The organism is Arthrobacter sp. Bi26 (assembly GCF_918697925.1).
In the GTDB taxonomy this organism is placed as follows: domain Bacteria; phylum Actinomycetota; class Actinomycetes; order Actinomycetales; family Micrococcaceae; genus Arthrobacter.
Window position 1 is genome coordinate 1 of record NZ_CAKKMF010000075.1, and the last position, 24,535, is coordinate 24,535.

23 protein-coding genes and 1 tRNA gene are annotated in these 24,535 nt (G+C 68.3%); 11 read left to right on the plus strand and 13 right to left on the minus strand.

Annotated features, from left to right (window positions below; genetic code table 11):
* Window positions 1-173: 173 nt before the first annotated feature.
* From LQV16_RS17625 to LQV16_RS17635, 3 genes are all read left to right on the plus strand, one after another.
* Entirely contained in the window at window positions 174-482 is a 309-nt protein-coding gene (locus LQV16_RS17625) for a hypothetical protein (protein WP_229995193.1), read from the plus strand.
* Between the two features lie 59 nt (window positions 483-541).
* On the plus strand, window positions 542-859 hold the full coding sequence (locus tag LQV16_RS17630; RefSeq protein ID WP_229995194.1) for a cbb3-type cytochrome c oxidase subunit I: 318 nt from the start codon (window positions 542-544) through the stop codon (window positions 857-859).
* A 150-nt stretch (window positions 860-1,009) separates the two neighbouring features.
* Window positions 1,010-1,771 (plus strand): SDR family oxidoreductase, encoded by a 762-nt coding sequence (locus tag LQV16_RS17635; protein ID WP_229995195.1) that lies wholly within the window; start codon window positions 1,010-1,012, stop codon window positions 1,769-1,771.
* A gap of 47 nt (window positions 1,772-1,818) precedes the next feature.
* On the opposite strand, the gene LQV16_RS17640 is transcribed toward LQV16_RS17635, so the two are convergent.
* Genes LQV16_RS17640 through LQV16_RS17650 form a run of 3 tightly spaced genes read right to left on the minus strand, consistent with a single transcriptional unit; the run spans window position 1,819 to window position 4,867 of the window.
* Window positions 1,819-2,208 carry a sterol carrier family protein gene (locus LQV16_RS17640; RefSeq protein WP_229995196.1) on the minus strand — a complete coding sequence of 130 codons (390 nt, stop codon included), beginning with the start codon at window positions 2,206-2,208 and terminating at the stop codon, window positions 1,819-1,821.
* A 16-nt stretch (window positions 2,209-2,224) separates the two neighbouring features.
* Window positions 2,225-3,241 carry an asparaginase gene (locus LQV16_RS17645; RefSeq protein ID WP_229995197.1) on the minus strand — a complete coding sequence of 339 codons (1,017 nt, stop codon included), beginning with the start codon at window positions 3,239-3,241 and terminating at the stop codon, window positions 2,225-2,227.
* A gap of 36 nt (window positions 3,242-3,277) precedes the next feature.
* A complete protein-coding gene (locus LQV16_RS17650; protein WP_229995198.1) occupies window positions 3,278-4,867 on the minus strand; it encodes a molybdopterin-dependent oxidoreductase in 1,590 nt (529 codons plus the stop codon).
* A gap of 522 nt (window positions 4,868-5,389) precedes the next feature.
* Between LQV16_RS17650 and purD the strand changes: the two genes are divergently transcribed.
* Both purD and LQV16_RS17660 read left to right on the plus strand, forming a co-directional pair.
* Window positions 5,390-6,700 (plus strand): phosphoribosylamine--glycine ligase, encoded by a 1,311-nt coding sequence (gene purD, locus LQV16_RS17655; protein ID WP_229995211.1) that lies wholly within the window; start codon window positions 5,390-5,392, stop codon window positions 6,698-6,700.
* Between the two features lie 62 nt (window positions 6,701-6,762).
* Window positions 6,763-7,674 (plus strand): phosphoribosylaminoimidazolesuccinocarboxamide synthase, encoded by a 912-nt coding sequence (locus LQV16_RS17660; protein ID WP_229995212.1) that lies wholly within the window; start codon window positions 6,763-6,765, stop codon window positions 7,672-7,674.
* Window positions 7,675-7,711: 37 nt separating this feature from the next.
* On the opposite strand, the gene LQV16_RS17665 is transcribed toward LQV16_RS17660, so the two are convergent.
* A complete protein-coding gene (locus tag LQV16_RS17665; RefSeq protein WP_229995199.1) occupies window positions 7,712-8,977 on the minus strand; it encodes a helix-turn-helix transcriptional regulator in 1,266 nt (421 codons plus the stop codon).
* A 130-nt stretch (window positions 8,978-9,107) separates the two neighbouring features.
* Here LQV16_RS17665 and LQV16_RS17670 point away from each other — a divergent pair, with 130 nt between their 5' ends.
* A complete protein-coding gene (locus LQV16_RS17670) occupies window positions 9,108-9,326 on the plus strand; it encodes a hypothetical protein (protein WP_229995200.1) in 219 nt (72 codons plus the stop codon).
* A gap of 156 nt (window positions 9,327-9,482) precedes the next feature.
* On the opposite strand, the gene LQV16_RS17675 is transcribed toward LQV16_RS17670, so the two are convergent.
* The 5 genes from LQV16_RS17675 to LQV16_RS17695 form a co-directional block, all read right to left on the minus strand.
* Window positions 9,483-9,559 (minus strand) — tRNA-Pro (locus LQV16_RS17675).
* A gap of 140 nt (window positions 9,560-9,699) precedes the next feature.
* Complete coding sequence (locus LQV16_RS17680) at window positions 9,700-11,625, minus strand: ABC transporter ATP-binding protein (RefSeq protein ID WP_229995201.1); 1,926 nt, start codon at window positions 11,623-11,625, stop codon at window positions 9,700-9,702.
* Window positions 11,622-13,445 (minus strand): ABC transporter ATP-binding protein, encoded by a 1,824-nt coding sequence (locus LQV16_RS17685; protein WP_229995202.1) that lies wholly within the window; start codon window positions 13,443-13,445, stop codon window positions 11,622-11,624. Before LQV16_RS17685 ends, LQV16_RS17680 begins: the two co-directional genes overlap by 4 nt.
* A 336-nt stretch (window positions 13,446-13,781) precedes the next feature.
* Window positions 13,782-14,729 carry a metallophosphoesterase gene (locus tag LQV16_RS17690; protein WP_229995203.1) on the minus strand — a complete coding sequence of 316 codons (948 nt, stop codon included), beginning with the start codon at window positions 14,727-14,729 and terminating at the stop codon, window positions 13,782-13,784.
* A gap of 3 nt (window positions 14,730-14,732) precedes the next feature.
* Complete coding sequence (locus LQV16_RS17695) at window positions 14,733-17,003, minus strand: transglycosylase domain-containing protein (RefSeq protein ID WP_229995204.1); 2,271 nt, start codon at window positions 17,001-17,003, stop codon at window positions 14,733-14,735.
* A 37-nt stretch (window positions 17,004-17,040) separates the two neighbouring features.
* Here LQV16_RS17695 and LQV16_RS17700 point away from each other — a divergent pair, with 37 nt between their 5' ends.
* From LQV16_RS17700 to LQV16_RS17710, 3 genes are read left to right on the plus strand one after another with little or no spacing between them, the layout of a single operon-like run.
* The gene (locus LQV16_RS17700; protein WP_009359196.1) at window positions 17,041-17,196 is read left to right on the plus strand and encodes a DUF4177 domain-containing protein; all 156 of its coding nucleotides are present in this window, start codon (window positions 17,041-17,043) and stop codon (window positions 17,194-17,196) included.
* Window positions 17,197-17,198: 2 nt separating this feature from the next.
* Window positions 17,199-17,789, plus strand: coding sequence for a RidA family protein (locus tag LQV16_RS17705; RefSeq protein WP_229995205.1), 591 nt, complete (start codon window positions 17,199-17,201; stop codon window positions 17,787-17,789).
* A gap of 16 nt (window positions 17,790-17,805) precedes the next feature.
* Window positions 17,806-18,717, plus strand: coding sequence for an NUDIX hydrolase (locus tag LQV16_RS17710; RefSeq protein WP_229995206.1), 912 nt, complete (start codon window positions 17,806-17,808; stop codon window positions 18,715-18,717).
* A 308-nt stretch (window positions 18,718-19,025) separates the two neighbouring features.
* On the opposite strand, the gene LQV16_RS17715 is transcribed toward LQV16_RS17710, so the two are convergent.
* A complete protein-coding gene (locus tag LQV16_RS17715) occupies window positions 19,026-19,703 on the minus strand; it encodes a Crp/Fnr family transcriptional regulator (RefSeq protein WP_011693220.1) in 678 nt (225 codons plus the stop codon).
* Window positions 19,704-19,918: 215 nt separating this feature from the next.
* Between LQV16_RS17715 and LQV16_RS17720 the strand changes: the two genes are divergently transcribed.
* Window positions 19,919-21,103: a MarP family serine protease gene (locus LQV16_RS17720; RefSeq protein WP_229995207.1), complete on the plus strand. Its 1,185-nt coding sequence runs from the start codon at window positions 19,919-19,921 to the stop codon at window positions 21,101-21,103.
* A gap of 47 nt (window positions 21,104-21,150) precedes the next feature.
* Here LQV16_RS17720 and LQV16_RS17725 read toward each other — a convergent pair whose 3' ends face one another.
* Entirely contained in the window at window positions 21,151-22,317 is a 1,167-nt protein-coding gene (locus LQV16_RS17725; RefSeq protein ID WP_229995208.1) for a DUF2332 domain-containing protein, read from the minus strand.
* Between the two features lie 2 nt (window positions 22,318-22,319).
* The gene (aroQ, locus tag LQV16_RS17730; protein WP_229995209.1) at window positions 22,320-22,793 is read right to left on the minus strand and encodes a type II 3-dehydroquinate dehydratase; all 474 of its coding nucleotides are present in this window, start codon (window positions 22,791-22,793) and stop codon (window positions 22,320-22,322) included.
* Between the two features lie 187 nt (window positions 22,794-22,980).
* On the opposite strand from aroQ, the gene LQV16_RS17735 reads away from it, so the two are divergent.
* A complete protein-coding gene (locus LQV16_RS17735) occupies window positions 22,981-23,958 on the plus strand; it encodes an SMP-30/gluconolactonase/LRE family protein (RefSeq protein WP_229995210.1) in 978 nt (325 codons plus the stop codon).
* 9 nt (window positions 23,959-23,967) lie between these two features.
* Here the strand turns inward: LQV16_RS17735 and LQV16_RS23755 are convergent, their stop codons facing one another.
* On the minus strand, window positions 23,968-24,399 hold the full coding sequence (locus tag LQV16_RS23755) for an SRPBCC family protein (RefSeq protein WP_356815812.1): 432 nt from the start codon (window positions 24,397-24,399) through the stop codon (window positions 23,968-23,970).
* Between the last annotated feature and the right edge of the window lie 136 nt (window positions 24,400-24,535).

Consider the following 24,535-nt stretch of genomic DNA (forward strand, 5'->3'; position numbering starts at 1 on the left):
ACGTGTGCCCGTGCCCGCAAACCCTGCCAGTGACCTGTCCCCGTGACCCTCGGCCCGGCCGCCGGTGGGCTCCAGTGGGGGAACGGCAGGACCTTCAGCACTTTCCCTCCACCGTTAAGTAAGTACACTTACTAACATCCCGGCGGGGGATACGAGGGAACGAGGAGTGTGCAATGGCGGGGTATTTTGAGCTCGTGGACGCGCCCGACGGCGGCTACCGCATTCGGATGATGGACGGGGCAGGACAACTGATGGCGGTCTCAGTGACGTTTCCCACCAAGAAAGCGGCCGTTGCCGGCGTCGCCCAGGCGAGGGAGATCGCAGGAACCGGCCTGATCAGGGACCGCAGCGCCGATGGACGGGCCGCCGTGCCCGGCTCGTCCGCCCGGGTGATCAGGGGGCGGCGCGGCGGTGCCGGGCGATCAAACTCCGCAATTGGAGGCTCGTTGGCGGCGGGAAAGAGGGCGCAGGCCCGCCACTGACCTCCGGGCGGCCGTTGGACCCTGCCGGGATTCCTGCGCCGAGCGGTTACAGTATGGCCATGGATCCGCGGGGGAATCGGAATTCCGGCCGTGCCCGGAAGAGTCTGCTCGGCCGTGTGGCCGTGCCGCTCGCCGCCGCGGCCATGCTGCTCGCCGGGCTGGTCTTCCTCGCCCAGCCGGTGCCGCAGGAGGACTTTGGCTGGTTCGCGTATGCTCCGCTGGCCACCGGACCCGTCGTGCCGCAGGGGCTTATGTTCATGGGCGCCAGCGCCTGGACCGGGTCCGCGCTGATCGGCGTCGGGCTGCTGGTACTCGCGTTCTGGTCCGGCTACCGCACGGGCCGGCAGACCCGGGACCGCGGCGAGGACTCCCGCTAGGGCGGCCCGCCCCGAAATGTCCGCCCGCAGCCTCCCGAGATGACCCACCGAGATGACAGTTCGCGGCGGTCCGGGCGCGAAACACTGCCGTGAAGTGCCATCTCGGCGGTACGCTGGCCGGGCAGCCGCGTAACCGTCGAGGAGGACCCCATGAGCCAGCACCACACCCCCGGAAGGGTCGCCGTCGTCACCGGAGCCGGTTCCGGCATCGGCCGTGCGGTGGCCCGCCTCATGCTGGCCGAGGGCTACCGGGTGGTCCTGGCGGGGCGGCGGGAGGAGCCGCTCCGCGAGACCGCGGCCGGCCACCGCCAGGCGCTCGCGGTCCCGTGCGATGTCACCGTCCCCGACGACGTCGAGCGGCTCTTCGCCGCGGCGCTGGGGCAGTGGGAACGGGTGGACGTGCTCTTCAACAACGCCGGCGTGTTCGGCCCCGCCGCCTCAGTGGACGAGATCACCATGGAGGACTGGGACGCGACCGTGGCCGTGAACCTCACAGGATCCCTCCTCTGCGCCGCGGCCGCCGTCCGGGCCATGAAGGCCCAGTCGCCCCAGGGCGGACGGATCATCAACAACGGTTCGATCGCGGCGCATTCACCCCGGCCCCGGACGGTGGCCTACACGGTGACCAAGCATGCGATCACGGGGCTGACCAAAAGCATTGACCTGGACGGGCGGGAGTTCGGCATCACCTGCGGACAAATCGACATCGGCAATGCCGCAACGGATCTCATGGAGGAGATCGGCGTCGGCTCCGGGGCGGTCCAGGCAGACGGCAGCCTGCGGGCCGAGCCGACATTTGCGGTGCAGGACGCCGCCCGGGCCGTGCTGCTGATGGCCGGGATGCCGGCGTCGGCCAACGTGGGATCCCTCGTGGTCACGGCTGCGGGCATGCCGTTCATCGGCCGCGGCTGAGGTCCTGGCCGCTTGAGGACCGGCTTGTGGGAGGTTAGGAGGCCGGGTTAGAGCGGCAGCAGGGCGGACAGGTCCGCGCGCAGTCCCGAGGCCGCAACATGGCCGGCCGCGACGGCGTCTGCCCAGCTCAATCGCCCGCTGACCATCGCCAGCCAGGTGGCGGCGTCGCACTCGATGACGTTCGGCGGGGTGCCGCGCGTGTGCCGCGGGCCCTCCACGCACTGCGTGACGCCGAACGGAGGGACCCGCACCTCCACGGAGTTGCCGGGCGCCCGCGCGCTGACTTCCTCCAGCGAGTAGCGCACCGCCGTCGCGATGGTGCTGCGCGGGACGGCGCTGGTTCCTTCGGGGCCGGGTGCCGCGGGATTGGCGTCCTGCCACGCGGCAAGTGCCGCGCGGCCCTCGTCCACGGCGATTCGGCGGCGCGATACAGCCACTTTCCTGCCTCCAGCCCTAGTCCAGCAGAGCCGCGACGGCCCGCCCGAGCCGGATTTTGCCTACCGGGCGTCCCCCGCCCAGGACGGGGTCCACCACCTTGTCCAGGACGCTGGACACTTCAGGGATTTCGACGGCGCCGGAGGCCGCGAGGAGCGTCAGCCCCACCAGGGTGGTGGCCCGGATGTTGCCGTCGAGCATCTTGATGGCAACCGAGACGCCCTGGCGGGTGGCCATGACCAGCACCCCCTCGGCGCCGATCTTGGCGAGGATGCCGAGTTCGTCCATCACGATCGTGTTGGCCTGCCCGCGCCCCTGGACGGCCCACGGGTAGTCCAGCATGGACGTGGCAATCGTGGCGGCCCGTGCGTTCGAGTTCTTGTCGCCCGGAGCCTTGGCCAGCTTCGAGTAGGCCCGGGCCAGGCCGATCAGGGAGACGGCGGCAACCGGTGCGCCGCAGCCGTCGATGCCCAGGTGGGTGATGTGTTCGCCGCAGTACTCCTCGATCACGGAGCGGATGCGCTGCTGCAGCGGGTGGTTGGGTTCGAGGTAGCTGTTCTTGTCCCAGCCGTTCTCCGTGCACGCCCAAAGGAACGCAGCGTGCTTGCCCGAGCAGTTGAACGCAAGCCTGGACTTGCCGCGCTCGGTCTGGACGAGCCAGTTCCGGGCGGTCTCATCCTGGGGCCAGTCGGCCGGGCACTGCAGCTGGTCTTCCTTGGCCCCGGCCGCCTTGAGCATGCCCTCGACCACATCCATGTGGTCCAGGGACCCGACGTGGCTGCCGCACGCGATGGCCACCTGGGCACCCCGCAAGGGCACTCCGGACTGCATCGATGCGAGGGCCTGCAGCGGTTTGAGCGTGGACCGGGCAAAAATGGGCGCGTTAATATCGCCGAGCTCGATCACTACAGTTCCATCCGCGGCAAGCACAACAGCCGAGCCGATGTGGCGGGACTCCACGAAGCCGCTGCGTTCGATGACTGCCAGTTCGACGGCGGAGTCGACTGTGAAGGTTGCATGCGGGTTCAAAGCCATGCAGCAAGTCTATGGTGCCCGGTGCTGATACCCCGGTTATTCCACGGTCACCATGACTGACTGCCAGCCGGAGGCGCCGTCCGGGACCGGATCCGCCCGCTTGTCCGTCTGGACCTCGCCGGTGCCGTCCGTGGCGCGGACCTTGATGTAGTGCGGGCCCGGCGTGGCGTCCCATTCGAAGGACCACTGCCGCCAGGTGATGAGGGAGGCCTCGTCGGAGAGCACTGCCTCGGTCCAGGGGCCGCTGTCGATCTGCACCTCCACCTTCGTGATCCCGCGGGTCTGGGCCCACGCGGAACCGCCGAGTGCGACCTTTCCGGCGGGGACCTTGGCGAAGGACTTGGGCACCTCCACGCGCGCCATGGTCTTGATCGGGCCGCGTTCGGACCAGCCGCGCTGGGTCCAATATGCCTTGCTGTCGGCGAACCGGGTCACCTCGAGGTCCACCACCCACTTCGTGGCGGAGACGAAGCCGTACAGCCCGGGAACCACCATCCGCACCGGGTAGCCGTGTTCGAGCGGGAGGGCCTCGCCGTTCATGCCGATCGCCAGCATGGCGTCGCGGTCGTCCTGGAGGACTTCCAGCGGCGTGGAGGCGCTGAAACCGTCAATCGAGGTGGAGAGCACCATGTCCGCGCCCTGCTTGGGGCGGGCCAGCTTCAGGGCGTCTCGGATGGGCATGCCCAGCCATTTGGCGTTGCCGGCCAGGTTGCCGCCGACCGGGTTGGACACGCAGGTCAGCGACACATGGGATTCGATCAGCTGGGCGTCGAGCAGATCCTGGAACGTGAGCCGGACCTCCTGTTCCACAAGGCCGTGGATGCGCAGTTCCCAGTCCTGGGCGTTGATCTCCGGCACACTGAGGGCCGTGTCGATCCGGTAGAAGTCCTTGTTCGGGGTCAGCCACGGCGTGACGCCAGCCACCTTGGACTGGACACCGGCCGGGACGGCGGCGGCGGCCTTGGCCGGTGCGGGCAGCTTCAGCGATTCACGGGCCGCGGCCACGTTGCTGCGGGCCGCGCTCAGCAGGCGCCCGCCGGTGGCAGCAACGGCCGAGGCGGCCGCGGTGATGCCGGCGGCGGCGAAGAATGCGCGCCGCGTGGTCGCCGGGCGCTCGGGTTCCTTCGCGGCGACGTCGGCCGCACGGTCCGGCCATGCCTGCATCCGCCACAGCCTGGTGATCAGGAGACGAAGCACCACCAGACCCACCACGGTGCCGATCAGGGAGGGAATCGCGTCGACCGGTTTGACGCTTGCCCGGGTCACCACACTGCCGACGATCACGGCGCCCATCAGCACCACACCCGCCACACCCAGGGCCCACTTCCGGTACGCCACGATGCCGAGCACGCACGCGAGGAGCAGGATCGTGACCGCCATCCCGACGAACAGCGCGGCCTTGTCGTTGGTGCCGAACGTGGCAATGGCAAAGTCCTTCATCCACGGCGGCGTGAAGTCGATGAACGTGGAGCCCAGCGCAATAAGGGGCGTGGCCCGCGCGGTGAAGAACGCGCCGATCAGTTCCGCGACGGACAGGACGACGGCGGCGGCGGCCACACCGGCCACCGCGGCCAGGGCTGTGGCGCCGCGGGACCGCTTGTTGGGCTTCATGCTGGGCTTGTTCATACAGGCCATTCGTAGCCGCGCGGCCGGCGGATTGTCTGGCGAGTGGACATACTCCTGGGCCTCAGGGGGACATGCCCAGTGCTGGGACCCAGGCCTGGACATGGTGGCATTGTGTCCATTGGCCGAGGCCTGGACTGGGCATGTCCCGCGGATTGTCCGGCGCCCCGGGCTTGCCCCGCTGCGGACTCAGAGCCACTCTCATGCCTGGTGCTTGGGTATGTTCCGCGGCCCAGGGGGGCATGTCCAGTGCTGGTTCCAGGCATGGACATACTCCTGGGTCCCAGGGGGACATGTCCAGTGCTGGGACCCAGGCCTGGACATGCTCATGGGCCCCAGGGGACATGTCCAGTGCTGGTTTCCAGGCATGGACATGGTGGCATTGTGTCCATTGGCCGGGGCCTGGACTGGGCATGTCCCGCGGATTGTCCGGCGCCCGGGCGTGCCGCGCCGCGAAGATTGAGCATGTCCAGCGGCCGACACAGCTTAGGAGCCTGCGGGGTGCACCACGTACCCTTGGAGACTGTGAAGGTACTTGTCATCGGCCCCGGCGGCCGCGAACACGCCATTGTCCGATCCTTGCTTGCCGACCCCAACGTTTCCGAGGTCCACGCGGCCCCGGGCAACGCCGGCATCAGCGCGCTGGTCCCCACATATGCGATCGACGCGAACAATCCCGACGCCGTCGCCGCGCTGGCCGTCAGGCTCACCGTGGATTTGGTGGTGGTCGGCCCGGAGGCGCCCCTCGCCGCCGGTGTGTCCGACGCCGTCCGCGCCGCCGGCATCCCCGTCTTCGGCCCCAGCAAGGCCGCGGCCCAGCTCGAGGCGTCCAAGGCCTTCGCCAAGGAAGTCATGGCCGAGGCCGGCGTGCCCACGGCCATGGCCCGGGTGGCCGGCACCGCCGAGGAAGCCGCCGACGCGCTCGACACGTTCGGCGCCCCCTACGTCGTCAAGGACGACGGGCTCGCCGCCGGCAAGGGCGTCGTCGTCACCAACAACCGCGTCGAGGCTCTCGCGCACGCCCAGAGCTGTTTCGACGCCGGCGGCACCGTGGTGATCGAGGAGTTCCTCGACGGGCCCGAGGTCTCCGTCTTCGTCCTCTGCGACGGCACCAACACCGTGGCCCTGTCTCCGGCGCAGGACTTCAAGCGCATCTTCGACAACGACGAAGGCCCCAACACCGGCGGCATGGGCGCCTACACGCCCCTGGAATGGGCCCCCGAAGGCCTCGTCCAGGAAGTGATCGACCGCGTCGCCCAGCCCACGATCAACCAGATGGCCCACCGCGGCACGCCGTTCGTCGGCGTCCTCTTCGTCGGCCTCGCCCTGACCTCGCGCGGCACGCGGGTCATCGAATTCAACGTCCGGTTCGGCGACCCCGAAACCCAGGCCGTCCTCGCCCGGCTCAAGACGCCCCTCGGCGGGCTGCTGATGGCCGCTGCCAAGGGCGAACTGGACAAGGTCCAGCCGCTGCGCTGGTCCAAGGACACGGCGGTCGCCGTCGTCGTGGCCGCCGAAAACTACCCGGACACCCCGCGGACGGGCGACCGCATCAGGGGCCTGAAGAAGGTCGACGCCCTGGACGGCGTCCACGTGATCCATGCCGGTACCAAGCTCGACGGCGAAGGCAAGGTCGTGTCCGCCGGCGGCCGCGTCCTGGCCGTCGTGGCGCTGGGTACGGACCTCGTGGAGGCCCGGGAACGGGCGTACGACGGCGTCGAACTCGTCCAGCTGGACGGCAGCCAGTTCCGCACCGACATCGGCGGCAAAGCCGCCCGCGGTCAAATCCGCGTCGCGGCACCGGGAACTCCGGCGGCGTCGAAAGCGAAGGCGTGAACGTGACAGAACCCGCAACCCCGACGCCCGGCACCCAGCCCGAGACCCAGCCCAAGGGCGGACTGGACACCGCCACGCTGGACCTGCCCGGCTGGCAGCACGTCTACTCCGGGAAAGTCCGCGACCTCTACGTCCCCGCGGACCCGGCGTTCACCGAACGTTTCGGCCAGGACTGCGTCCTGGTGGTGGCCAGCGACCGCATCAGCGCCTATGACCACGTCCTGGCCAGCGAGATCCCGGACAAGGGCCGCATCCTGACCCAGCTGAGCCTGTGGTGGTTCGAACAGCTCGGCGTCGCCCACCACGTCCTCGCGTCCACGGTCGACGGCGGTGTTCCCGCCGCCGTCGAGGGCCGGGCGATGATCTGCAAGAAACTGGACATGTTCCCGGTCGAATGCATCGCGCGCGGCTACCTCACCGGCTCCGGGCTCCTGGAGTACCGCGAGTCGGGCACCGTGTGCTCCATCCCGCTGCCCGCCGGCCTTGTGGACGGATCGCGCCTGCAGGAAGCCATCTTCACACCCTCGGCGAAGGCCGAGGTGGGCGAGCACGACGAGAACATCACCTACGACGCCGTCGTGGGCCTGGTCGGTGCGGACGTCGCGGCGAACTTGAGCCGGCTGACCCTGGAGATCTACACCAAGGCCGAGGAAATCGCGCGCGGCCGCGGCATCATCCTGGCCGACACCAAGGTGGAATTCGGCCTCGACGCCGCCACCGGCGTCATCACCCTGGGCGATGAGGTGCTGACCCCGGATTCCTCACGCTTCTGGGACGCGGCCACGTGCCGGCCCGGGCAGGCCCAGCCGTCCTACGACAAGCAGTATGTGCGCGACTGGCTGACCTCGGCCGAATCGGGCTGGGACAAGGCCTCCGACACGCCCCCGCCCGTCCTTCCGGCCGACGTCGTGGCGCGCACGCGCAGCCGCTATGTGGAGGCCTACGAGAAGCTCACCGGCCGGACGTTCGCCTAGCCCGGCCGGACGTTCGCCTAGACCGTCCGGGCCGGGGCTACGCTTCCGCGGAAGCGGCCTCGGCCCGCCGCTGGGCCAGCTTGATCTCGAGCACGGCGTCCAGGGCCTGCTGGACCCGGTCCGAGGCGCCCGCCGCGCTGAACTCCTTCTGGGCTTCCTCGAGGTACACCAGGGCCTCCGCGGATTCCCCGGCGGCCTTGAGGGCCTTGCCCAGCAGCAGGGAGACCTCGCCTGCGGTGTGCCGGGCCAGCGCCTCCCGCTCGGCGTGGATCTCGCGCAGCTTCTGGACGGCGGCCACGATGTCGCCGGTGAGGTAGAGCCAGCGGGCGCGGATGAAGGCGACTTCGAGCTGGTCCGTCTTGTTGCCGCCGACAATCGAGAGGGCCAGTTCGGCGCGCTCGATCGACGACAGCGTCTCGGGTTCGACGATTCCCGAGGAGAGGCGGACGGCGGCGGAGGCCTTGTTGAACCGGGCCCACAGGTCGATGTCATTGGCCGGGGACAGCAGCCGGCCGGCCCGCTCGTGGTATTTGATCCCCTCGGGGTAGTCGTGGCGCATGAAGGCCACGTTGCCGATCACCCAGGCCACCTCGCCGGCGAGCTGGGACATTGAGTGGTCGTCCATCTGGTCGTTCATGGCCTGGCAGTACTCCCAGGCCTCATCGAGCCGGCCGCTCTCGGCCAGGGCGCCGATAAGGGCGCGGAGGGCGCCGATGATCATGGTGGAGCCCTTGGGCAGCTGGGCGCAGAGCCGCACCGCTTCCTGCGCATGCTCGACGGCGGCGGTCAGCTGCCCCTGCCCCTGCGAGGCTGCGGCGAGCATCTGTTGGGCCCGGACGCCGAGCCCGGCCGACTCCGCGGCCATCGGGTGCTCCAGGAGATTCTGGACCACGTCCTTGCACTCCTGCCAGAGGCCCTGCTTGATCAGGCACTCGGCCTGCATATAGGTCATGTTCCACCACGCGCTGGTGTTCTTGGCCTCCAGGGCGATCTTGGCGGCGGCGGCGGCGTGGGTGGCGGCCACGGGGTAGTCCCGGAGGTCCCAGGCTTGCCGGGCATACAGTCCCGCGAGCACGTATTCGGCGTCGCTGACGGAAACCGGCTGGCTCCAGGCCTCGAGCGCCTTGGGCGCCAGTTCGAGCCGGCGGGCAAGCTCTTCGATGACATCGGCAGTCGGCTCGCGGCGCCCGGTTTCCAGCAGAGAGATGTAGCTGGGGGAGTACAGGTCACGGCCCAGCTCCGCCTGCGTCAGGCCCCGTTCGAGCCGTTCCGCGCGGAGCTTCTCCCCAAATCCGTTCCCCACGGATACCTCCTAATTCCGGACATTCTTTGTACTAAATGCTTGACAGTCTCTGTGGAAACCATTTTACAATGTGTGTCAACAAGGGTAGTGCTGACTTGGTTAAGGACCCCAACCCATATTGAGGAAACCTATGTTGAAGAAGATTGCAGCCGGCGCCGTCTTGGCGGGCGCACTGGCATTCTCCGCCGCGGCCCCGGCCGTGCTGTCCGCTGCTTCACTTACCGATGTCTCAGACGTTGCCGCCGTCGGCAACTGGCCCGACCCCATGCGCGCCGCCCAGGCGGTGGGCAACTGGCCCGACCCCATGACCCACTCGCTGAACGTCGGCAACTGGCCCGATCCGATGTAACAGCCCCGATCTAGCCGTGCAGCCCCGGGAGATTTCTCCCGGGGCTGTGTCGTGTCCGGGCAACGTCCGCGCCGGGAGGACCGCCCGTGCGGGAGGCAACAAATAGTGCGGAAACGCAAAAGAGGACCCTCCGCGTGGAGGGCCCTCTTTTGTCTGTGGTCGGGATGACAGGATTTGAACCTGCGACCTCGTCGTCCCGAACGACGCGCGCTACCAAGCTGCGCCACATCCCGATCCGCTGCTTCAAAAGCAACTTCACAAGAGTATCCGATCAAGCCCCGGATGCGAAATCGGGCCTGAGGACGACGGCGACGGGACGACGTAGCCTGGCCGCCGTCCCGTCCCGGGTGCGCCCCGGGACGGCAGGAGCTGTTCAGACCAGCGAGTCTTTCCAAGCGCCGTGGAGCCGGGCGAAAGCGCCGCCGTCGCCGATCAGCTGCGCCGGGGTGCCGTCTTCGACGACGCGTCCGTCATGCACCACCAGGACCCGGTCCGCCGTCTCCACGGTGGAGAGCCGGTGGGCAATGATCAGCGCTGTCCGCCCGGAGCCGGCGGCAGCGTCCGGGCCGGAGTCCGCGTCTGCGGCGGGCTGGCCGCCGGTCTCAGACGGTCCGGCCTCCCGTGTCCCGGTATCCCGTGTCCCAGCCTCCCGTGTCCCGCGCAGAAGCCCCGCGAGGCCCTGCTGGACCATGCGCTCCGACGGGATGTCCAGCGAGGACGTTGCCTCGTCCAGGATCAGGACGGCCGGGCGGGCCAGAAAGGCCCGGGCGAAGCTGATCAGCTGGCGCTGTCCGGCGGAGACGCGGCCGCCTCGCTTGTTGACGTCGGTGTCGTAGCCGTCCGGAAGGTCCATGATGAAGGCGTGCGCCCCCACTGCCCGGGCCGCGTCCTCGATCTCCTCGCGCGAGGCTTCGGGCCGGCCCAGGGCGATGTTGTCCGCCACGGACCCGCTGAACAGGAAGGCCTCCTGGGTGACCATGACGACGTGCCGGCGCAGGTCCTCGGTGGTGAGCTGGCGCAAGTCCACGCCGTCGAGGGTCACGGACCCGGCGGAGACGTCGTAGAAGCGGGCAATCAGCTTCGCGAGGGTGGACTTGCCGGCGCCTGTCTGCCCGACCAGCGCGACCGTCTGGCCGGCGGGGATGTGCAGGTCCAGCCGCGGGATGACGACCGGGCCGTCGCCGTAACGGAATTCGACGCCGTCGAAGTCGACACTGCCCCGCGCATGGTCCAGGGCAACGGGTGTCTTCGGCGGCCGCACGGTGGGGACCTCCTCGAGCAGGCCCGAGACCTTTTCCAGGGCCGCCTGGGCGCTCTGGAACGAGTTATAGAACATCGCCATCTGGTCCACCGGCTGGAAGAAACGCTTGGTGGACAGGATCAGGGCCAGGAGCACACCGACCTCGAGGTCGCCGCTGAGGACCCGGAAGCCGCCCGTGAGCAGCACGAGGGCCACGCAGACGTTCCCGATCAGCACCAGCCCGGGCTGGAAGATGCCGTTGAGGTTGATGGAGCGGACGGTCGCGCGCCGGTAGTCCTCCGACAGTTCGGCGTAGCGCGCGGCATTCTCGCGTTCCTTCCGGAACGCCTTCACGGCCCGGATGCCCGTCATGGTCTCCACGAAGTGCACGATCAGCCGGGCGGAGACCACCCGGGATTCGCGGAAGGCGATCTGTGAGTGCTTCTGGTACCAGCGGGCCAGGAAATACATCGGCACACCGGCGGCCAGCACCAGCACCCCGCTGCGCCAGTCCAGGGCGAACACCGTCACGGCCGTAAACGCCATGAACAGCATCCCGGAGGCCAGCGAGCTCACGCCGGAATCCAGGAGTTCGCGCAGGGCCTCCAGGTCCGAGGTCTGCCGGGCGATGATGCGGCCGGAGGTGTATTTCTCGTGGAATTCCAGGCTCAGCCGCTGCGTGTGGCGGAAGACCCGGACGCGGAGGTCCAGCAGCATCGCCTGGCTGAGCCGCGCCGTCGAGGTCACGTACAGGGCCGTCAGGCCGGCCGCCACGACGGCCGCGGCGAGGTAGGCGACGCCGGCGAAGACCAGGGGAAGGTTGTCGCCGGCGCGCACGGCCGGCAGGGCGTGGTCGATCCCGAAGGCTATCAGCGCCGGCCCGGCCACGCGGGCGGCCTGGGACAGGACGACGGCGCCGATGGTCAGCCAGAAACGGGCCCGGACGGGGCGGATCAGGGAGCCCAGAAGGGTCAGGGAGCGCCGCCGTACGGCCTTGCTCTCGTTCCGGCTGAGGTGCGCGTTGTCCTCATTGGCGGTACCGAACGTTGCGCTGCTCATCGGGAAATCTCCTCGGACTGGTCCTCGAGGGCGGACAATTCTGAATCCAGGTCCCGCGGTTCCGCGTCCAGGCTGGCGATCACGTAGCGGTAGTGGCTGTTTTTGGCGAGCAGTTCCGTGTGGGTTCCGACGGCGGCGATCCGGCCGTCCTCGAGCAGGGCCACCCGGTCGGCCAGCGCCACGGTGGAGGGCCGGTGGGCCACGATCAGCGTGGTGGTGTCCGCGAGGACCTGGCGGAGCCTTGCCTCGACGAGCACCTCGGTGTTCACATCCAGTGCCGAGAGCGGGTCGTCCAGGACCAGCACGGCGGGTTTCGCGGCGATGGCGCGGGCCAGGGCAATGCGCTGGCGCTGGCCGCCGGAGAGGCTGAGGCCCTCCTCGCCGATCAGGGTGTCCACCCCGTGCGGCAGCGAATAGGCGAAGTGGGCCTGGGCGACGTCGAGGGCTTCCTCCAGGGCCGCGTCGCGGCCTTCCGCCGACCCGGCGTCGGGCGCGCCGAGCAGGACGTTGTCCCGGACGGAGCTGGAGAACAAGGTGGTGTCTTCGAACGCGACCGCCACCGCGGTGCGCAGGTCCTCCACGCCGAACTCCCGCAGGTCCACGCCGTCGATGGTGATGGAGCCGCCGTTGACGTCGTAGAGGCGGGGGACCAGCTGGAGCAGGGCGCTCTTGCCGCTGCCGGTGATGCCCACGAGGGCCATGGTTTCGCCGGGCCGGATGTCCAGGGTGATGTTCTTGAGGATCGGCTTGTCCGGGGCGTCCTCGAACGCGAACGAGGCGTTGCGGAAGCTGAGGGCACCCTTGAGCCCGGCCGGCCGGCGGGGCTGGTCCGGGCTGGTGATCGTGTTTTGCGCGTCCATGACTTCGAAGTGCCGGTCCACCGCGGACTTCGCGGTGAGGGCCATCGCCAGCAGCATGCCGCAGAACTCGACCGGTGCGGCGACCACTGCGGCGGTGGCGAAGAAGGCCACGAGGGACCCGATGGAGAGCTGGTCCGTGGAGGCCAGCAGGATGCCGACGACGAGGCCGGCGCCGAGGGCGAGTTCGGGCAGGAGGGTCACCACCAGGCTGAAGGTGGCCAGGTGTTTGGCCTTGGCGATCTCCGTCTGCCGGAGTTCCTCGGCCTGTTCGTTGAAGTTCTCCAGCGCCTCGCGGCTGCGGCCGAACGCCTTCAGGACCCGGATGCCGTGCACGGATTCCTCGACCGTCGTGGCGAGGTCCCCGGCCTGGTCCTGGCTGCGGCGCGCCACCTTGCTGAACCGGGTGCGGAAACGGAACCCGTAGATCATGATCGGCACGGCGGCGGCCAGGAAGATCAGGGCCAGCTGCCAGCTCATGGAGAACATCACCGCGACGCCGATCACCACGGTAAGCGTGGTGACCACCAGCATGATGGCGCCGAAGGCCATCCAGCGGCGCAGGAAGTTCAGGTCCGTCATGGCCCGGGAGAGCAGCTGCCCGGAGCCCCAGCGGTCATGGAAAGAGACCGTGAGGTCCTGAAGGTGCCCGTAGAGGGAGACCCGCATCCGGGTCTCGACGGTGGTGGCCGGATTGATGACGAACTGCCGGCGCAGGGCCACGAGGCCGGCCTCGGCGATGCCCAGGACGAGGATGAGGAGCGAGGCGCCCCAGACGGCGTCCGGGCTGCCGCCCGGCTGCAGGGACTCGTTGACCAGCACGCGCAGCACCTGCGGGATGGCCAGCGCCATGACACTGGCCAGCAGTGCGCAGAGCAGGCCCATGACCAGCCGGGGCAGGATGGGCCTGACGTGCGGGTAGAGACGGCTGATGGAGGTAAAGAATGAACTCTGCTTGGCCATGCCTGCTTCTTAAGACGCCCGTGCATAGATAGCACCGTTGAATGTAGTTTCCTGTAGCAACTACCCTAGGCCATCAAGTGACCGGATTCACACGTTGTTCAGCGCTCCCAGCATCTCGCCCAGTCATTACGATCCGCAATGGGGTCCGGGCGGCGCGCTGACCGCGGGACATGTCCAGTCTTAGGTGCAGCCCCCGTGGGACATGTCCAGTCTTGGGTGCAGCGGGTGGGCATTGTGGGTCCATGCCCAACGCTCGCGGTCTGGGGAGGGCATGTCCCGCGGGCGGCGGCGCGGGCGGAGGGCATGTCCACCCGTGAGGCCGGAGGGCCGGCAGGCTTAGGCGCGGGAGGTCAGCGTGAGCAGGACGGCTTCGGGCCGGCAGGCAATGCGGACCGGGGCGAAGCGGGAGGTGCCGATGCCCCCCGAGACGTTCACCGGCGTCGTACTGCCGTTGCTTTCCCAGGTGTGCAGTCCCCGGGCCCGCCAGGTGGGAAGGTCGCAGTTGGTGACCAGTGCCCCGTATCCCGGGACGCAGATCTGTCCACCGTGGGTATGGCCGGCCAGGAGGAGGTCGGCGCCAGCCTCGGTGAAGTGGTCGAGGACCCGCTGGTAGGGAGCGTGCGCCACGGCGATGCGCAGGTGCGGGTCGGCGTCCCGGCCCTTGGTGCCGCGCGGCCAGCCCGCATACCGTTCCAGGCGCAGGTGGGGATCGTCGACGCCGGAAAAATCGAAGCGGATGCCCTTCAGCACGACGGACTGGCAGCGGTTGGTCAGTTCCACCCAGCCTGACATGCCGAATTCGGAGCGCAGCCGGGGCCAGTCGAGCTTCTCCGGGTCTTTGCGCTGGGCCGAGGGGCCGCGCAAATATGAGGCGGGGTTCTTGACGCGCGGGCCGAAGTAGTCGTTCGAGCCGGGGACAAACACTCCGGGGAACTCCAACAGGGGACGCAGGGCCGCCACGAGGGGGTCAACGCCCTTGGCATGGCTGAGGTTGTCGCCCGTATTCACCACGAGGTCCGGCCTCAACTCCGCCAGGGACGACAGCCACCGCGCCTTCCGCTGCTGGCCCGGCACGAAGTGGATGTCGGAGAGATGCAGGACCCGGAACGGGCCGAACCCCGCAGGCAGTATGGGGAGGGTTTCCTCCCTGAGCACGAACTGGTTCTTCTCCCACAGCCCGTAGCCTGCAGCGGCCGCCCCGGCCGCCGTCCCGATCGCAGCGGTCACGGCAAAGCCGCGTCCGATGCTTCGGACGCGGCCTGCCAGATCATTCCCCCGGGTCATCGGCTACTTCCTGCTGGACTTTGTCGGTGACGGCTTCGGGTCGGCGGACGGTTCCGTGGCCGGCTCGGTGCTCTGCTCCGTCGGGGTGGACGTCCGCGGCGGCGCTTCCGGGGCCGGCGCGTTCAGCAGGTTCGACGGCGGGGCCGGGAACGGATCGGTGCCGTAGGCCGGCGCGACCTGGGCCATGTAGTTCGAGAACTGCGGTCCGGCGATCATGTAACCGTCGATCCCCTTGTAGAACTTGCCGTTGATCGTGACGTTCTGGCCGGCGCGCTGCTGGTTGCCCAGGGGATCGCCAAACCACGTGGCCGTCGCCAGGCCCTTGGTGTAGCCCGCCACCCACGTGGAGCTGTTGGTGTCGTTGGTTCCGGTCTTCGCGGCGATGGGGAAGGTGGTCCGGGTCGAAATCCGGGGCTGGATCAGCGAGCCCGAGCCGCGGTTGAGCACTTCCTGCATGGCGTACGCGACGCCGTGGGCCACCTCGGGCTTGATCGCGTCCCTGCAGTTCGGTGTTTGGGCCGGCAGCTGGGCACCGGTTGCGTCCGTCACCGAATCAATGGCGATCGGCTCGCAGTACTTGCCGTCGTTGGCGAAGGTGGCGAACGCGCTGGCCATGGTCAGCGGCGCCGTCTGGGTGGACCCGATGAGGTTGCCGAGAGTGGTCATTGGCACTTGGGGGTTGGGGTTGTCCGCGCTCGGCAGGCCGCCGTGGATGCCGACGGCATCGACGATCTTCTGGATACCGCAGAGGTCCACCTGGGCCGCAGTGGCGAAAGTGATCGTGTTGATGGAGTTGGCCAGGCCGTCAACGACCGACATGTACTTGTAGTAGCCCTCCTCCGCGTTCTGCAGGTCATGGGTGCCGTTCGTCGCGTCATACCAGCCGACGGTCGGTGCCGGGCAGGTGTTCCGCCACGGGAAGTTCTGGGTATACCGGCGCACGGCGCCGTTGAGCTGCGTGCTCATCGACTTGCCCTCATTGAGCCACTCCGCAAACGTGAAGGGCTTCATGGTGGAGCCGGGCTGGAAGCCGCCGAGGCCATTGAGGTCGTTGCCCTTGGCGTCCTGGCTGTCCACGTTGAAGTTCTGGGTCTGGTCGAACTTGCCCTCGGCCGGGAACCAGACGGTGTTCTGGGCCATGGAGATGATCTTGCCGGAGCCCGGCTGCACGGACACTAGCGAGGCGCCCCACTTGTCAGGGTTCGCGCCGGCTGAAGCGTCAACCTGACCCTGGGCCACGGCCTGGGCGTTCGGGTCCAGCGTGGTCTTGATGGTCAGGCCGCCGCGGAAGATCTTGCGCTCACGCTCGGCGGCGTCGGCACCGTAGGCCGGGTTGTTCAGGAGCAGGTGGAGCACATAGTCGCAGAAATACGGCGCCGTCTGCGAATAGGCACAGCCCTGGCGGGGCTGGGTGACCTTGGTTTCCACCGGCGTTGCGACCGCTGCGTCGTAGTCGGCCTGCTTGATCTTGCCCTGGGTCAGCATTGCGCTGAGCACGAGGTCGCGACGGACCTTGGCGTTCTCCGGATTAGTGATCGGGTCGTAGTACGAGGGGCTGTTCACGACGCCTGCCAGCAGTGCCGCCTGCGCAAGGGTCAGGTCCTTGGCCGTGGTGCTGAAGAAGAACTTGGATGCGGCTTCGATGCCATAGGCGTCCCGGTTGAAGAACACGATGTTCAGGTAGCCCTCGAGGATCTGCTCCTTCGTGAACTTCTTCTCCAGCGCGATGGCCAGCTTCATTTCACGGAGCTTGTCCCCGACGCCCTTGTTGACGCCGTTGAGGAGGACCTCGTCGCCCTTGCCTTCGGCCTCCAGCGAGGAGTTGATGACGTTGTTCACGTACTGCTGGGTAATGGTGGACGCGCCCTGCTTGTTGCCGCGGGCGGTGCTCACCAGGGCGCGCAGGATGCCGGTGGTGTCCACGCCGCCGTGCTCGTAGAAGCGGCTGTCCTCGATGGCGATGATCGCGTCCTTGATGTGCGGGGACATCTGGTCCAGCGACACACGGGTGCGGTTTTCCGCGTAGAGGTTGGCGATCACGCTGCCGTCGGAGGCCAGGATCGTGGTCGACTGGCTCGGCGGATCGACCTTCAACTCTGCGGGAAGGGTGTCAAAGAACTGGATCGAACCGCTCGCCGCGCTGCCCGAAACGGCCGCCGCGGGGACCAGGAGACCCGCCACCAGGACGCCACAAATGGCGCTCACGCCCAGGAAAAGAAAGATCTTTCCGAGGGTGGTGGCCGTGTCAAATAAAGGGTTCTTGCCAGTCGCCATGTTTTCCACTTTACCGGCAACGACTAGGCTTTATGTCATGACCAAATGGGAGTACGCCACGATTCCGCTCATTATCCATGCCACGAAGCAGATCCTGGACCAGTGGGGCGAGGACGGCTGGGAGCTCGTCCAGGTTGTTCCGGGCCCTGACGGAAACGGCCTGGTTGCCTACCTGAAGCGGGAGAAGCAGTAGCCATGAACACCCCCTCAGAAGCCTTTCCGGCCACGCCGGCGGGCGCGGAAAACGTCTCCAAGGACAGCGCCTCCGCAGCGGGCCACGCCGGCAGCACGGGCGCGTCGTCCGCCGTCGAACAGCGCCTGGCCGAGCTGGGCCTGACGCTCCCTGACGTCGCGGCCCCGGTCGCGGCGTATGTTCCGGCCGTCATTTCCGGCAACCACGTCTACACCTCCGGGCAGCTGCCGTTCATCAACGGCAAGCTCGAAGCCACCGGCAAGGTCTCCGCCGGCTCAGCCGGCGCCGCCGACGAGTCCACGGTTTCCCCGGAAGACGCGAAGGCCTACGCTGCCGTCTGCGCCGTCAACGCCCTGGCTGCCGTCAAGAGCGTGATCGGCGACCTCGACCGCATCACGCGGATCGTCAAGGTTGTCGGTTTTGTTTCCTCCGACCCTTCCTTTACCGGCCAGCCCGGCGTTATCAACGGCGCCTCGGAGCTGCTGGGCCAGGTCCTCGGCGACGCCGGCCAGCACGCGCGTTCCGCCGTCGGGGTATCCGTCCTGCCGCTCGACTCGCCCGTCGAAGTCGAACTGATCGCCGAATTCGCCTAGAAGGCCGGTCACTTCGTTGCCTCAGTTAGCACGTCGCCTTTTCGTTCTGCCCCCCGATCTCGAGGGAGCAGCCCGCAGCTGGATTGAACACGGTGAGCGGACGCCCCGCGCGCCCCGCCTGGCGTCCTCGGTGATCCTCCTGCGGGACTCGCCCACCGGCCTGGAAACCTGGCTCGGTTACCGGACCGGGTCCTCCCCGCTCGGTGTCCTCGCCTTCCCCGGCGGATCGCTGGAAGCGTCCGACGACGACGCCGTCGGCTGGCTTGGCCCCTCGCCGCAGCACTGGGCCGAGCACATGGGGACGTCCGACGTCGGGCTGGCGCGCCGCCACGTGGTCGGCGCCATCCGGGAACTGTTTGAGGAGACCGGCATCCTGCTGGCCGGCCCCGACCTGTCCACCACGGTGGAACTGACCTCCAGTGCCGACTGGATGCGCGCCCGCGAAGCCGTGGCGGAGCAGGAGAAGTCCTTCACCGACCTGCTCGCCAAGCGCGGACTCTCGCTGCGCACCGACCTGCTCAAGCCCCTGGTGAACTGGCTCAGCCCCGATTTTGCGCACCGCCGGTTCAACACCCGTTACTTCGCGGCCACCGTGCCCGTGAACCAGCAGCCCTCGCTGCTGGCCAGCAAGGGCGTCTGGGGCCGCTGGGTGTGCGTCCGGAAAGTCGTGGGCGAGCGGGACAGCACCGTGCTTGGCGATGAGGTGGACCAGGAGAACACCGTGGGCCGCACCCTGGGCGAACTCCTGGTGCCCGGCTCGGAGATCATGCTCGAGAAGATGGCCAAGGCCAACGGCTGCATCGCCTACCTCAGCTACAAGCGCAAGGCCCACGTCTACCAGCCGAAGCTCGTCGAGGAAGAGGGCCGGCTCATGCTCGAAGTCGAAGCCGCCAAGACGATTGCCGGCGAACCCCAGCGGGAACGCTAGGCCCCTCCACGCCACTGGACATGCCTTTCCCTGGCCCGGTCCAGTGGACATGTCCCTTCTTGCCGTGGGCCGGCCGGGGACATGCCTTTCCCTGGCTCGGTTCAGTGGACATGTCCCTTCTTGGCGTGGCCCGGCGGGGGACATGCTCTCCGTTGGCCCGGTCCAGTGGACATAGTGGCATTATGTCCAGCCCTCACCACCGGAGCTGGACATGTCCCGCGGACAAGCAGGCGGACGAAGCCCAGGGAAAACGACAGAAGGCCGGTCCCGTTCCCGGGGCCGGCCTTCGTGGTTGCTGCTGGGGATTCCTAGCGGGAACGCTGGCGCAGGCGCTGCATGTCAAGAATGACGACGGCGCGGGCTTCCAGACGCAGCCAGCCGCGCTGCACGAATTCAGCGAGGGCCTTGTTGACCGTTTCGCGGGAGGCGCCGACCAGCTGGGCGAGCTCTTCCTGCGTCAGTTCGTGGGCGACCAGGACGCCGTCGGTCGCCGGGCGGCCGAAGCGGTCGGCCAGATCCAGCAGCGCCTTGGCCACACGGCCCGGCACGTCGGAGAAGACGAGGTCGGAGAGGGAGTCGTTGGTGCGGCGCAGGCGGCGGGCCAGGGCCTGCAGCAGCTGGGCCGAAACCTCGGGGCGGGTGCGCAGCAGCGCGTTGAGGCTCTCGTTCTTCAGGCCGGCCAGACGCGTCTCGGACACGGCGGTTGCCGTGGCCGTTCGCGGGCTGGGGTCGAAAAGCGCCATTTCGCCGAAAAGTTCGCCCGGGCCGAGGATGGCCAGCAGTGATTCGCGGCCGTCCGGTGACGTGCGGCCGAGCTTCACCTTGCCGGAGACGATGAAGTAGAGCTGGTCACCCTGATCGCCTTCCCGGAATACCGAGGCACCGCGTGAAAGGTCCACCTCGGTAAGTTCGTCCGTCAGCAGACGGAACGCCTCGTCGTCGAGCGTGGCGAAAAGGGGAGCGCGGCGCAATACCTCGATATCCATGAAATCTCCTGACTAACTGTGTCGGCTGGGGCGCTTCAGCCATTCTTTCAGAATTTTGGAGCTTCTGTGACGTAGTTGGCACCGAAACGCCCGAAGGGGCCGAAAGCGCACGACTCGGGAAGTCCGCGCAGATCACTGCGCAGGCTAACGCCCGGTCGGCAAACGTTCAGCTTACACCGGTACAATCGTCGCTGAACTGTCTGTGAGGAGCCCCGGTGTTTGGCTTGACCATTTTGGACCTGGCGTTGGTGGTGGCGCTCTTGTCCTACCTGATCCACGGTCTTCGCAACGGCTTCCTTGTGACGCTCGGAGGCATCGCGGGATTCGCGGCCGGCGCCGTCGCCGCCTTCGTGTCCGTTCCCATCGTCAGCGGCCTTGTGGAGGACAGCGGCTGGCGCCTGACGGCAATCGTTGCCACCGCCGTCCTGCTCATGATCGTGGGGAACGGGCTCGGCACCATGATCGGGCGGCAAATCCGCAGCGTGGTCCCGTTCAGCCCCCTCCGCGCGGCGGACCGCCTCGTCGGCGGAGGCGTAAACGTGGTGGTCTCCGCCCTCGTAATGTCGATGCTGGCGTTCAGCATCGGGGCCCTGGGCGTGCCGTTCGTGTCGCAGCAGCTCGCGGAGTCCAAAGTCATCAGGTTCATCGACGGCGTGACGCCGACGCCGGTCAAGGCATCGATGGCCCAGCTTCGCTCCGCCGTGATCGGCGAGGGCATCCCCACCTTGCTGGACGGCTTCGGCCAGGGCCAGCCCGTAGCCGTTCCGGACACCAGCACAGACACCCCGGCGCTGAACAAGGCTGCCGCGTCCGTACTCAAGATCGCCGGAACGGCCTACCAGTGCGGCCAGAACCAGACCGGAACCGGCTTCGTGGTCGCCCCCGGGCGGGTAGTGACGAACGCGCACGTGGTCGCCGGGGTCGACGAGCCGGTGGTGGAGACGCCCGGCGGCCGCGCGCTGCCCGGGCGCGTCGTCTACTTTGACTCCCAGCACGACCTCGCCGTTGTGGCGGTGGACGGCCTGCGCTCGGAACCCCTCGCGCTGGCCGCTGACCTGCCGTCCGGCAGCGCCGCGGCCTTCGCCGGCTATCCGCACGGCGGGCCCTTCCAGTCCAAACCGGCCACGGTACAGGACATCGCTACCGTGCTGGTACCCGACATCTATGGCAATAACGCCTCACCCGAGGACGTGTACCGGATCGCCGGCGACGTGCAGCCGGGCAACTCCGGCGGCCCGCTCCTGACCATGGACGGGCAGGTGGCGGGCGTGGTCTTTGCCAAGGCCACCACCGAGTCCTCGCTCGGATTTGCGATCACCATGACTGATCTCGGGCCCGTGGCAGCCCAGGCGCCGGGTCTGGGCAGTGCCGTCTCCTCCGGACAGTGCATCAAGAAATAGCCGGACGGCCCGCACAGGCCATAGCCATACCCAGAGCCACGCGCAGGCTAAAGCCACTCCAGGCTCTGCCCGTGCGGGCCCGTAATGGCCGCCGGCTGGCCGTCCTGCAGCAACAGGAACCGGCCGCGGAGCCGGGCGTCATCCATTTCCGGGACCACATTGGACCCGTCCGCCTGCGCAATTACCGTGTGGCCTTCGTTCGAAAGCCAGTGGCAGCCCCGCTCGGCCGCCAGATCCGCCATGGTGCGCCGGAACTTGGAGCGGCCACCGGCATCCAGATACCCCATCACGGCGCTGTGGAAAACCACCAGGGCTGCGTCGGCCGGGGCGCGGCCGGCGAGTGCCACGAGCTGTTCGTTGAGGTCGCCGGCCACCAGTAGCGGCGGCCGTTCCTGGGCGATGGCGATCGCCTGGCGCAGCCGTTCGAGCCGGAACTCCTGCTCCGGCCAGATGAGGGCTTCGAGCCAGGCGACGTCGTCCGGGTTGCGCACGTCCAGGGGGTTGAGATCGATCCCGGCACGCCATGCCACCCGGGGAATTTCCGCCGGCAGCGGCACCGGGCCCGAGGTGACGCAGCGCAGGACAGGAAACGTGCCCGGCGTGGCGCCGGCCGGAACCAGCCGCGTCGTCCGTGCTTCCGCGGCCTCCGCCGGGTCGGCGCCCGATTCCGCCGCGCCGGCGTCCGCCCGTGCGCCGCCACCCGCCGCGCCGGCGTCCGCCCGTGCGCCGACAAACTCGTAGCCGTAGCGGTCGGGGAACAAGGCCAGCCCGGCCGAGGCGCCCACCTCGATGAGGGCCAGCGGCCGGCCCTCCACGGCCGAAATCTGTGCGAGTGACGGCAGCAGGGCGGCGCAGCGTCCGGCCTCGTTCGTCTGCGTGGACCGCGAGAGCACGATTTCCGAAACCTCGGTCCAGCGATCGTCCAGGAAGGTCCGGAAATCGCGGTAGGGGCTGACCTGCGCGCCGAGGAACCGTGCCGCGGCGAGGATCAGCAGCGGCTGCCGCTTGTTGTGCGGCCACTGATCGATCCGCCGGATCATCTCGGTGTCCCCGGCGATCCCCACGGCCCACGCGGCGTAGCACGGGGAGGAACCGGGGGCCTCGAATGAGCCGAAGTGCCGGTACCACTGCGCCGTAGCCGAATCCGTAGCCGAATCCGTAGCCGAATCGGCGGCCGAGTCCCCGGACGCCGCCGCGGACTCCGTGGGGGACATGCTCAGTCCTGGTCCGCGTGCAGTCCGGCGAGGTATTCCACCGCGAAGCGGTAGCCCAGGATCCCGGCGCCGGCGATCACGGCCTTGCTGATGTCTGAAAGGTAGGAATGGTGCCGGAAGGCCTCGCGGGCGTGAACATTGGTGATGTGCACCTCGACCGTCGGCAGGGCAACAGCGGAGATGGCGTCCCGGATGGCCACGGACGTGTGCGTGTAGGCGCCGGCGTTGATCACGATTCCTACCGCCTTCCCGCGCGCGGCGTGGATGGCGTCCACCAGGGCACCCTCGTGGTTGGACTGGAAGCACTCCACGTCCAGGCCGTGTGCCGCGCCGGCGTCTTTGGCGAGCTGTTCGACGTCGGCCAGCGTCGCCGTCCCGTATTTCTCCGGCTCGCGGGTGCCGAGCAAGTTCAAATTGGGTCCGTTGAGTACCAGAATGGTGCCGCGGCCTGCGCCGGCGGGGGTGGCTTCAGTCATGTCTGACAATGTATCGCGTAGCGTCGCCGGCTGCCGCCCCGGCGGCGGAAACGGAACGCAGATGACCGCCCGGAAGCGACCGGCCGGCTCTGGCCCGCACCGGCCCGCCTGCCTAAACTGAAAGGACCATCGTGCGGAGCTCCCGTACTGGTCAGCTCGCGCGGTAAGCCCGATCTCGGAGCACATCATGCGCAACATTCATGCAGGAAAACCAATCCGCCGGGCCGCCGTGGGCATCCTCGCCCTTGCGGCGTTCCTCGTGCCGGCGCCTCTGGCCACCGCCGCCCGAGCGGACCGGGATGACCGGACCTCGGTGATCACACTCCCCGGCGCCACCGGTGCTGAAGGCATCGCCGCAGGGGAGGGCGACACGTTTTTCGCCGGCGACCTGCTCAACGGGAACATCTTCCGGGGAGACATTGACAAAGGCAAGGCAAAAATGTTCATCACGGCGCCGGAGGGCCGGGCAGCGGTCGGCATGAAGGTCGACCGGGACAACGACCTGCTCTTCGTCGCCGGCGGCGAAACCGGCCAGGCCTATGTCTATGACCTGGAGACCAAGAAAACCGTGAGAGTCTACGATCTGGCGCCTGCCGGTGCCAGCTTCATCAATGACGTCACCCTGACCCACGACGGCGCGTGGTTCACCAACTCCCGCGCCGGTGAGCTCTACCGGATCCCGATCAGCCGCGACGGGATACCCGGCGACGCCCGCACCCTGGCGCTCGACGCACCCGCCGGCACCGTGGACGAGGGGTTTAACCTCAACGGCATCGCCGCCGCCAAGAATGGCCACCTGCTGATCGTCGCCCACTTCGGCCGCGGCGCCCTTTACAGCGTGGACCCGGACGACGGATCGAACAGGCTGATCGATGTCACGGACTCCTCCGGAGCCCCGGTCACCGTGACGAACGTGGACGGCTTGGTCGTCCGTGGTAACACCCTCTGGGCCGTGCAGAACTTCCTCAACCAGGTCAGCCGGATCAACCTGAAGGGGTCGCTGCGCAGCGGCGAGGTACAGGAAGTGATCACCAGCAAGAACTTCGATGTCCCGACGACGGCGGCGTTGTTCGGCAATACTCTCGCCCTGGTCAACGCGAAATTCGCCACCCCCGCAACAAGCAGCTTCGAGGTGGTCCTCGTCGCGGCCCGCTCCCGCGGCTGAGGTACCGGGTCAACCGGCGGGACGAGTCCCTATCCTGTTGCGAGGCGCTCGATCCGCCGCAGCGCCAGGGCGCACACCGGAAGGTAGGCCGGCGCCCACCACGGGACCGTGAAGGTGACGAGGTAGCCGCCGTCCTGCGGAATGACCCGGTGGCCGGTGGCCGGTTGCCGGGATCCCGGCCACCGACCAGGACCAGTACCGACCGGCCTCAAACGCTGTCACGGTGTACGGCAGCGCCGCACCCAGGAAAGTGCGAACTTTGCCGCGGCTGCAGAACGCAAGCCCTCCGGATCCGGGCTCGGCTGCCGGACCGGGCCGGGCCGCGGCCGGCTCGACGCCGGTGATCGACGGCCCCCAGTCCGGCCACCTGGAGGTGTCGGTGAGCAAGGCCCAGACGTCCTCCGTGGACGCTGCGATCCGGCGCGACACGGAGAAAGTCATTTCACTTTCTCAGGGATTGGGCGATCTGGGCCATGACTGTGTTGTCCGCCAGGGTGGTCGCGTCGCCGACCTCGCGGCCTTCCGCGACGTCCTTGAGCAGGCGGCGCATGATCTTCCCGGACCGGGTCTTGGGCAG

Excerpts from the sequence above, each read along its gene's own strand:
- aroQ (WP_229995209.1), bottom strand. The coding sequence starts at position 22,793 with ATGACTGAAGCCACCCCCGCCGGCGCAGGCCGCGGCACCATTCTGGTA.
- LQV16_RS23755 (WP_356815812.1), bottom strand. The coding sequence starts at position 24,399 with ATGACTTTCTCCGTGTCGCGCCGGATCGCAGCGTCCACGGAGGACGTC.
- LQV16_RS17645 (WP_229995197.1), bottom strand. The coding sequence starts at position 3,241 with ATGGCTTTGAACCCGCATGCAACCTTCACAGTCGACTCCGCCGTCGAA.
- LQV16_RS17625 (WP_229995193.1), top strand. The coding sequence starts at position 174 with ATGGCGGGGTATTTTGAGCTCGTGGACGCGCCCGACGGCGGCTACCGC.
- LQV16_RS17635 (WP_229995195.1), top strand. The coding sequence starts at position 1,010 with ATGAGCCAGCACCACACCCCCGGAAGGGTCGCCGTCGTCACCGGAGCC.
- LQV16_RS17630 (WP_229995194.1), top strand. The coding sequence starts at position 542 with ATGGATCCGCGGGGGAATCGGAATTCCGGCCGTGCCCGGAAGAGTCTG.
- LQV16_RS17715 (WP_011693220.1), bottom strand. The coding sequence starts at position 19,703 with ATGGATATCGAGGTATTGCGCCGCGCTCCCCTTTTCGCCACGCTCGAC.
- LQV16_RS17705 (WP_229995205.1), top strand. The coding sequence starts at position 17,199 with ATGAACACCCCCTCAGAAGCCTTTCCGGCCACGCCGGCGGGCGCGGAA.
- LQV16_RS17650 (WP_229995198.1), bottom strand. The coding sequence starts at position 4,867 with ATGAACAAGCCCAGCATGAAGCCCAACAAGCGGTCCCGCGGCGCCACA.
- LQV16_RS17685 (WP_229995202.1), bottom strand. The coding sequence starts at position 13,445 with ATGGCCAAGCAGAGTTCATTCTTTACCTCCATCAGCCGTCTCTACCCG.
- LQV16_RS17700 (WP_009359196.1), top strand. The coding sequence starts at position 17,041 with ATGACCAAATGGGAGTACGCCACGATTCCGCTCATTATCCATGCCACG.
- LQV16_RS17695 (WP_229995204.1), bottom strand. The coding sequence starts at position 17,003 with ATGGCGACTGGCAAGAACCCTTTATTTGACACGGCCACCACCCTCGGA.
- LQV16_RS17725 (WP_229995208.1), bottom strand. The coding sequence starts at position 22,317 with ATGTCCCCCACGGAGTCCGCGGCGGCGTCCGGGGACTCGGCCGCCGAT.
- LQV16_RS17735 (WP_229995210.1), top strand. The coding sequence starts at position 22,981 with ATGCGCAACATTCATGCAGGAAAACCAATCCGCCGGGCCGCCGTGGGC.
- LQV16_RS17690 (WP_229995203.1), bottom strand. The coding sequence starts at position 14,729 with ATGACCCGGGGGAATGATCTGGCAGGCCGCGTCCGAAGCATCGGACGC.
- LQV16_RS17670 (WP_229995200.1), top strand. The coding sequence starts at position 9,108 with ATGTTGAAGAAGATTGCAGCCGGCGCCGTCTTGGCGGGCGCACTGGCA.
- LQV16_RS17680 (WP_229995201.1), bottom strand. The coding sequence starts at position 11,625 with ATGAGCAGCGCAACGTTCGGTACCGCCAATGAGGACAACGCGCACCTC.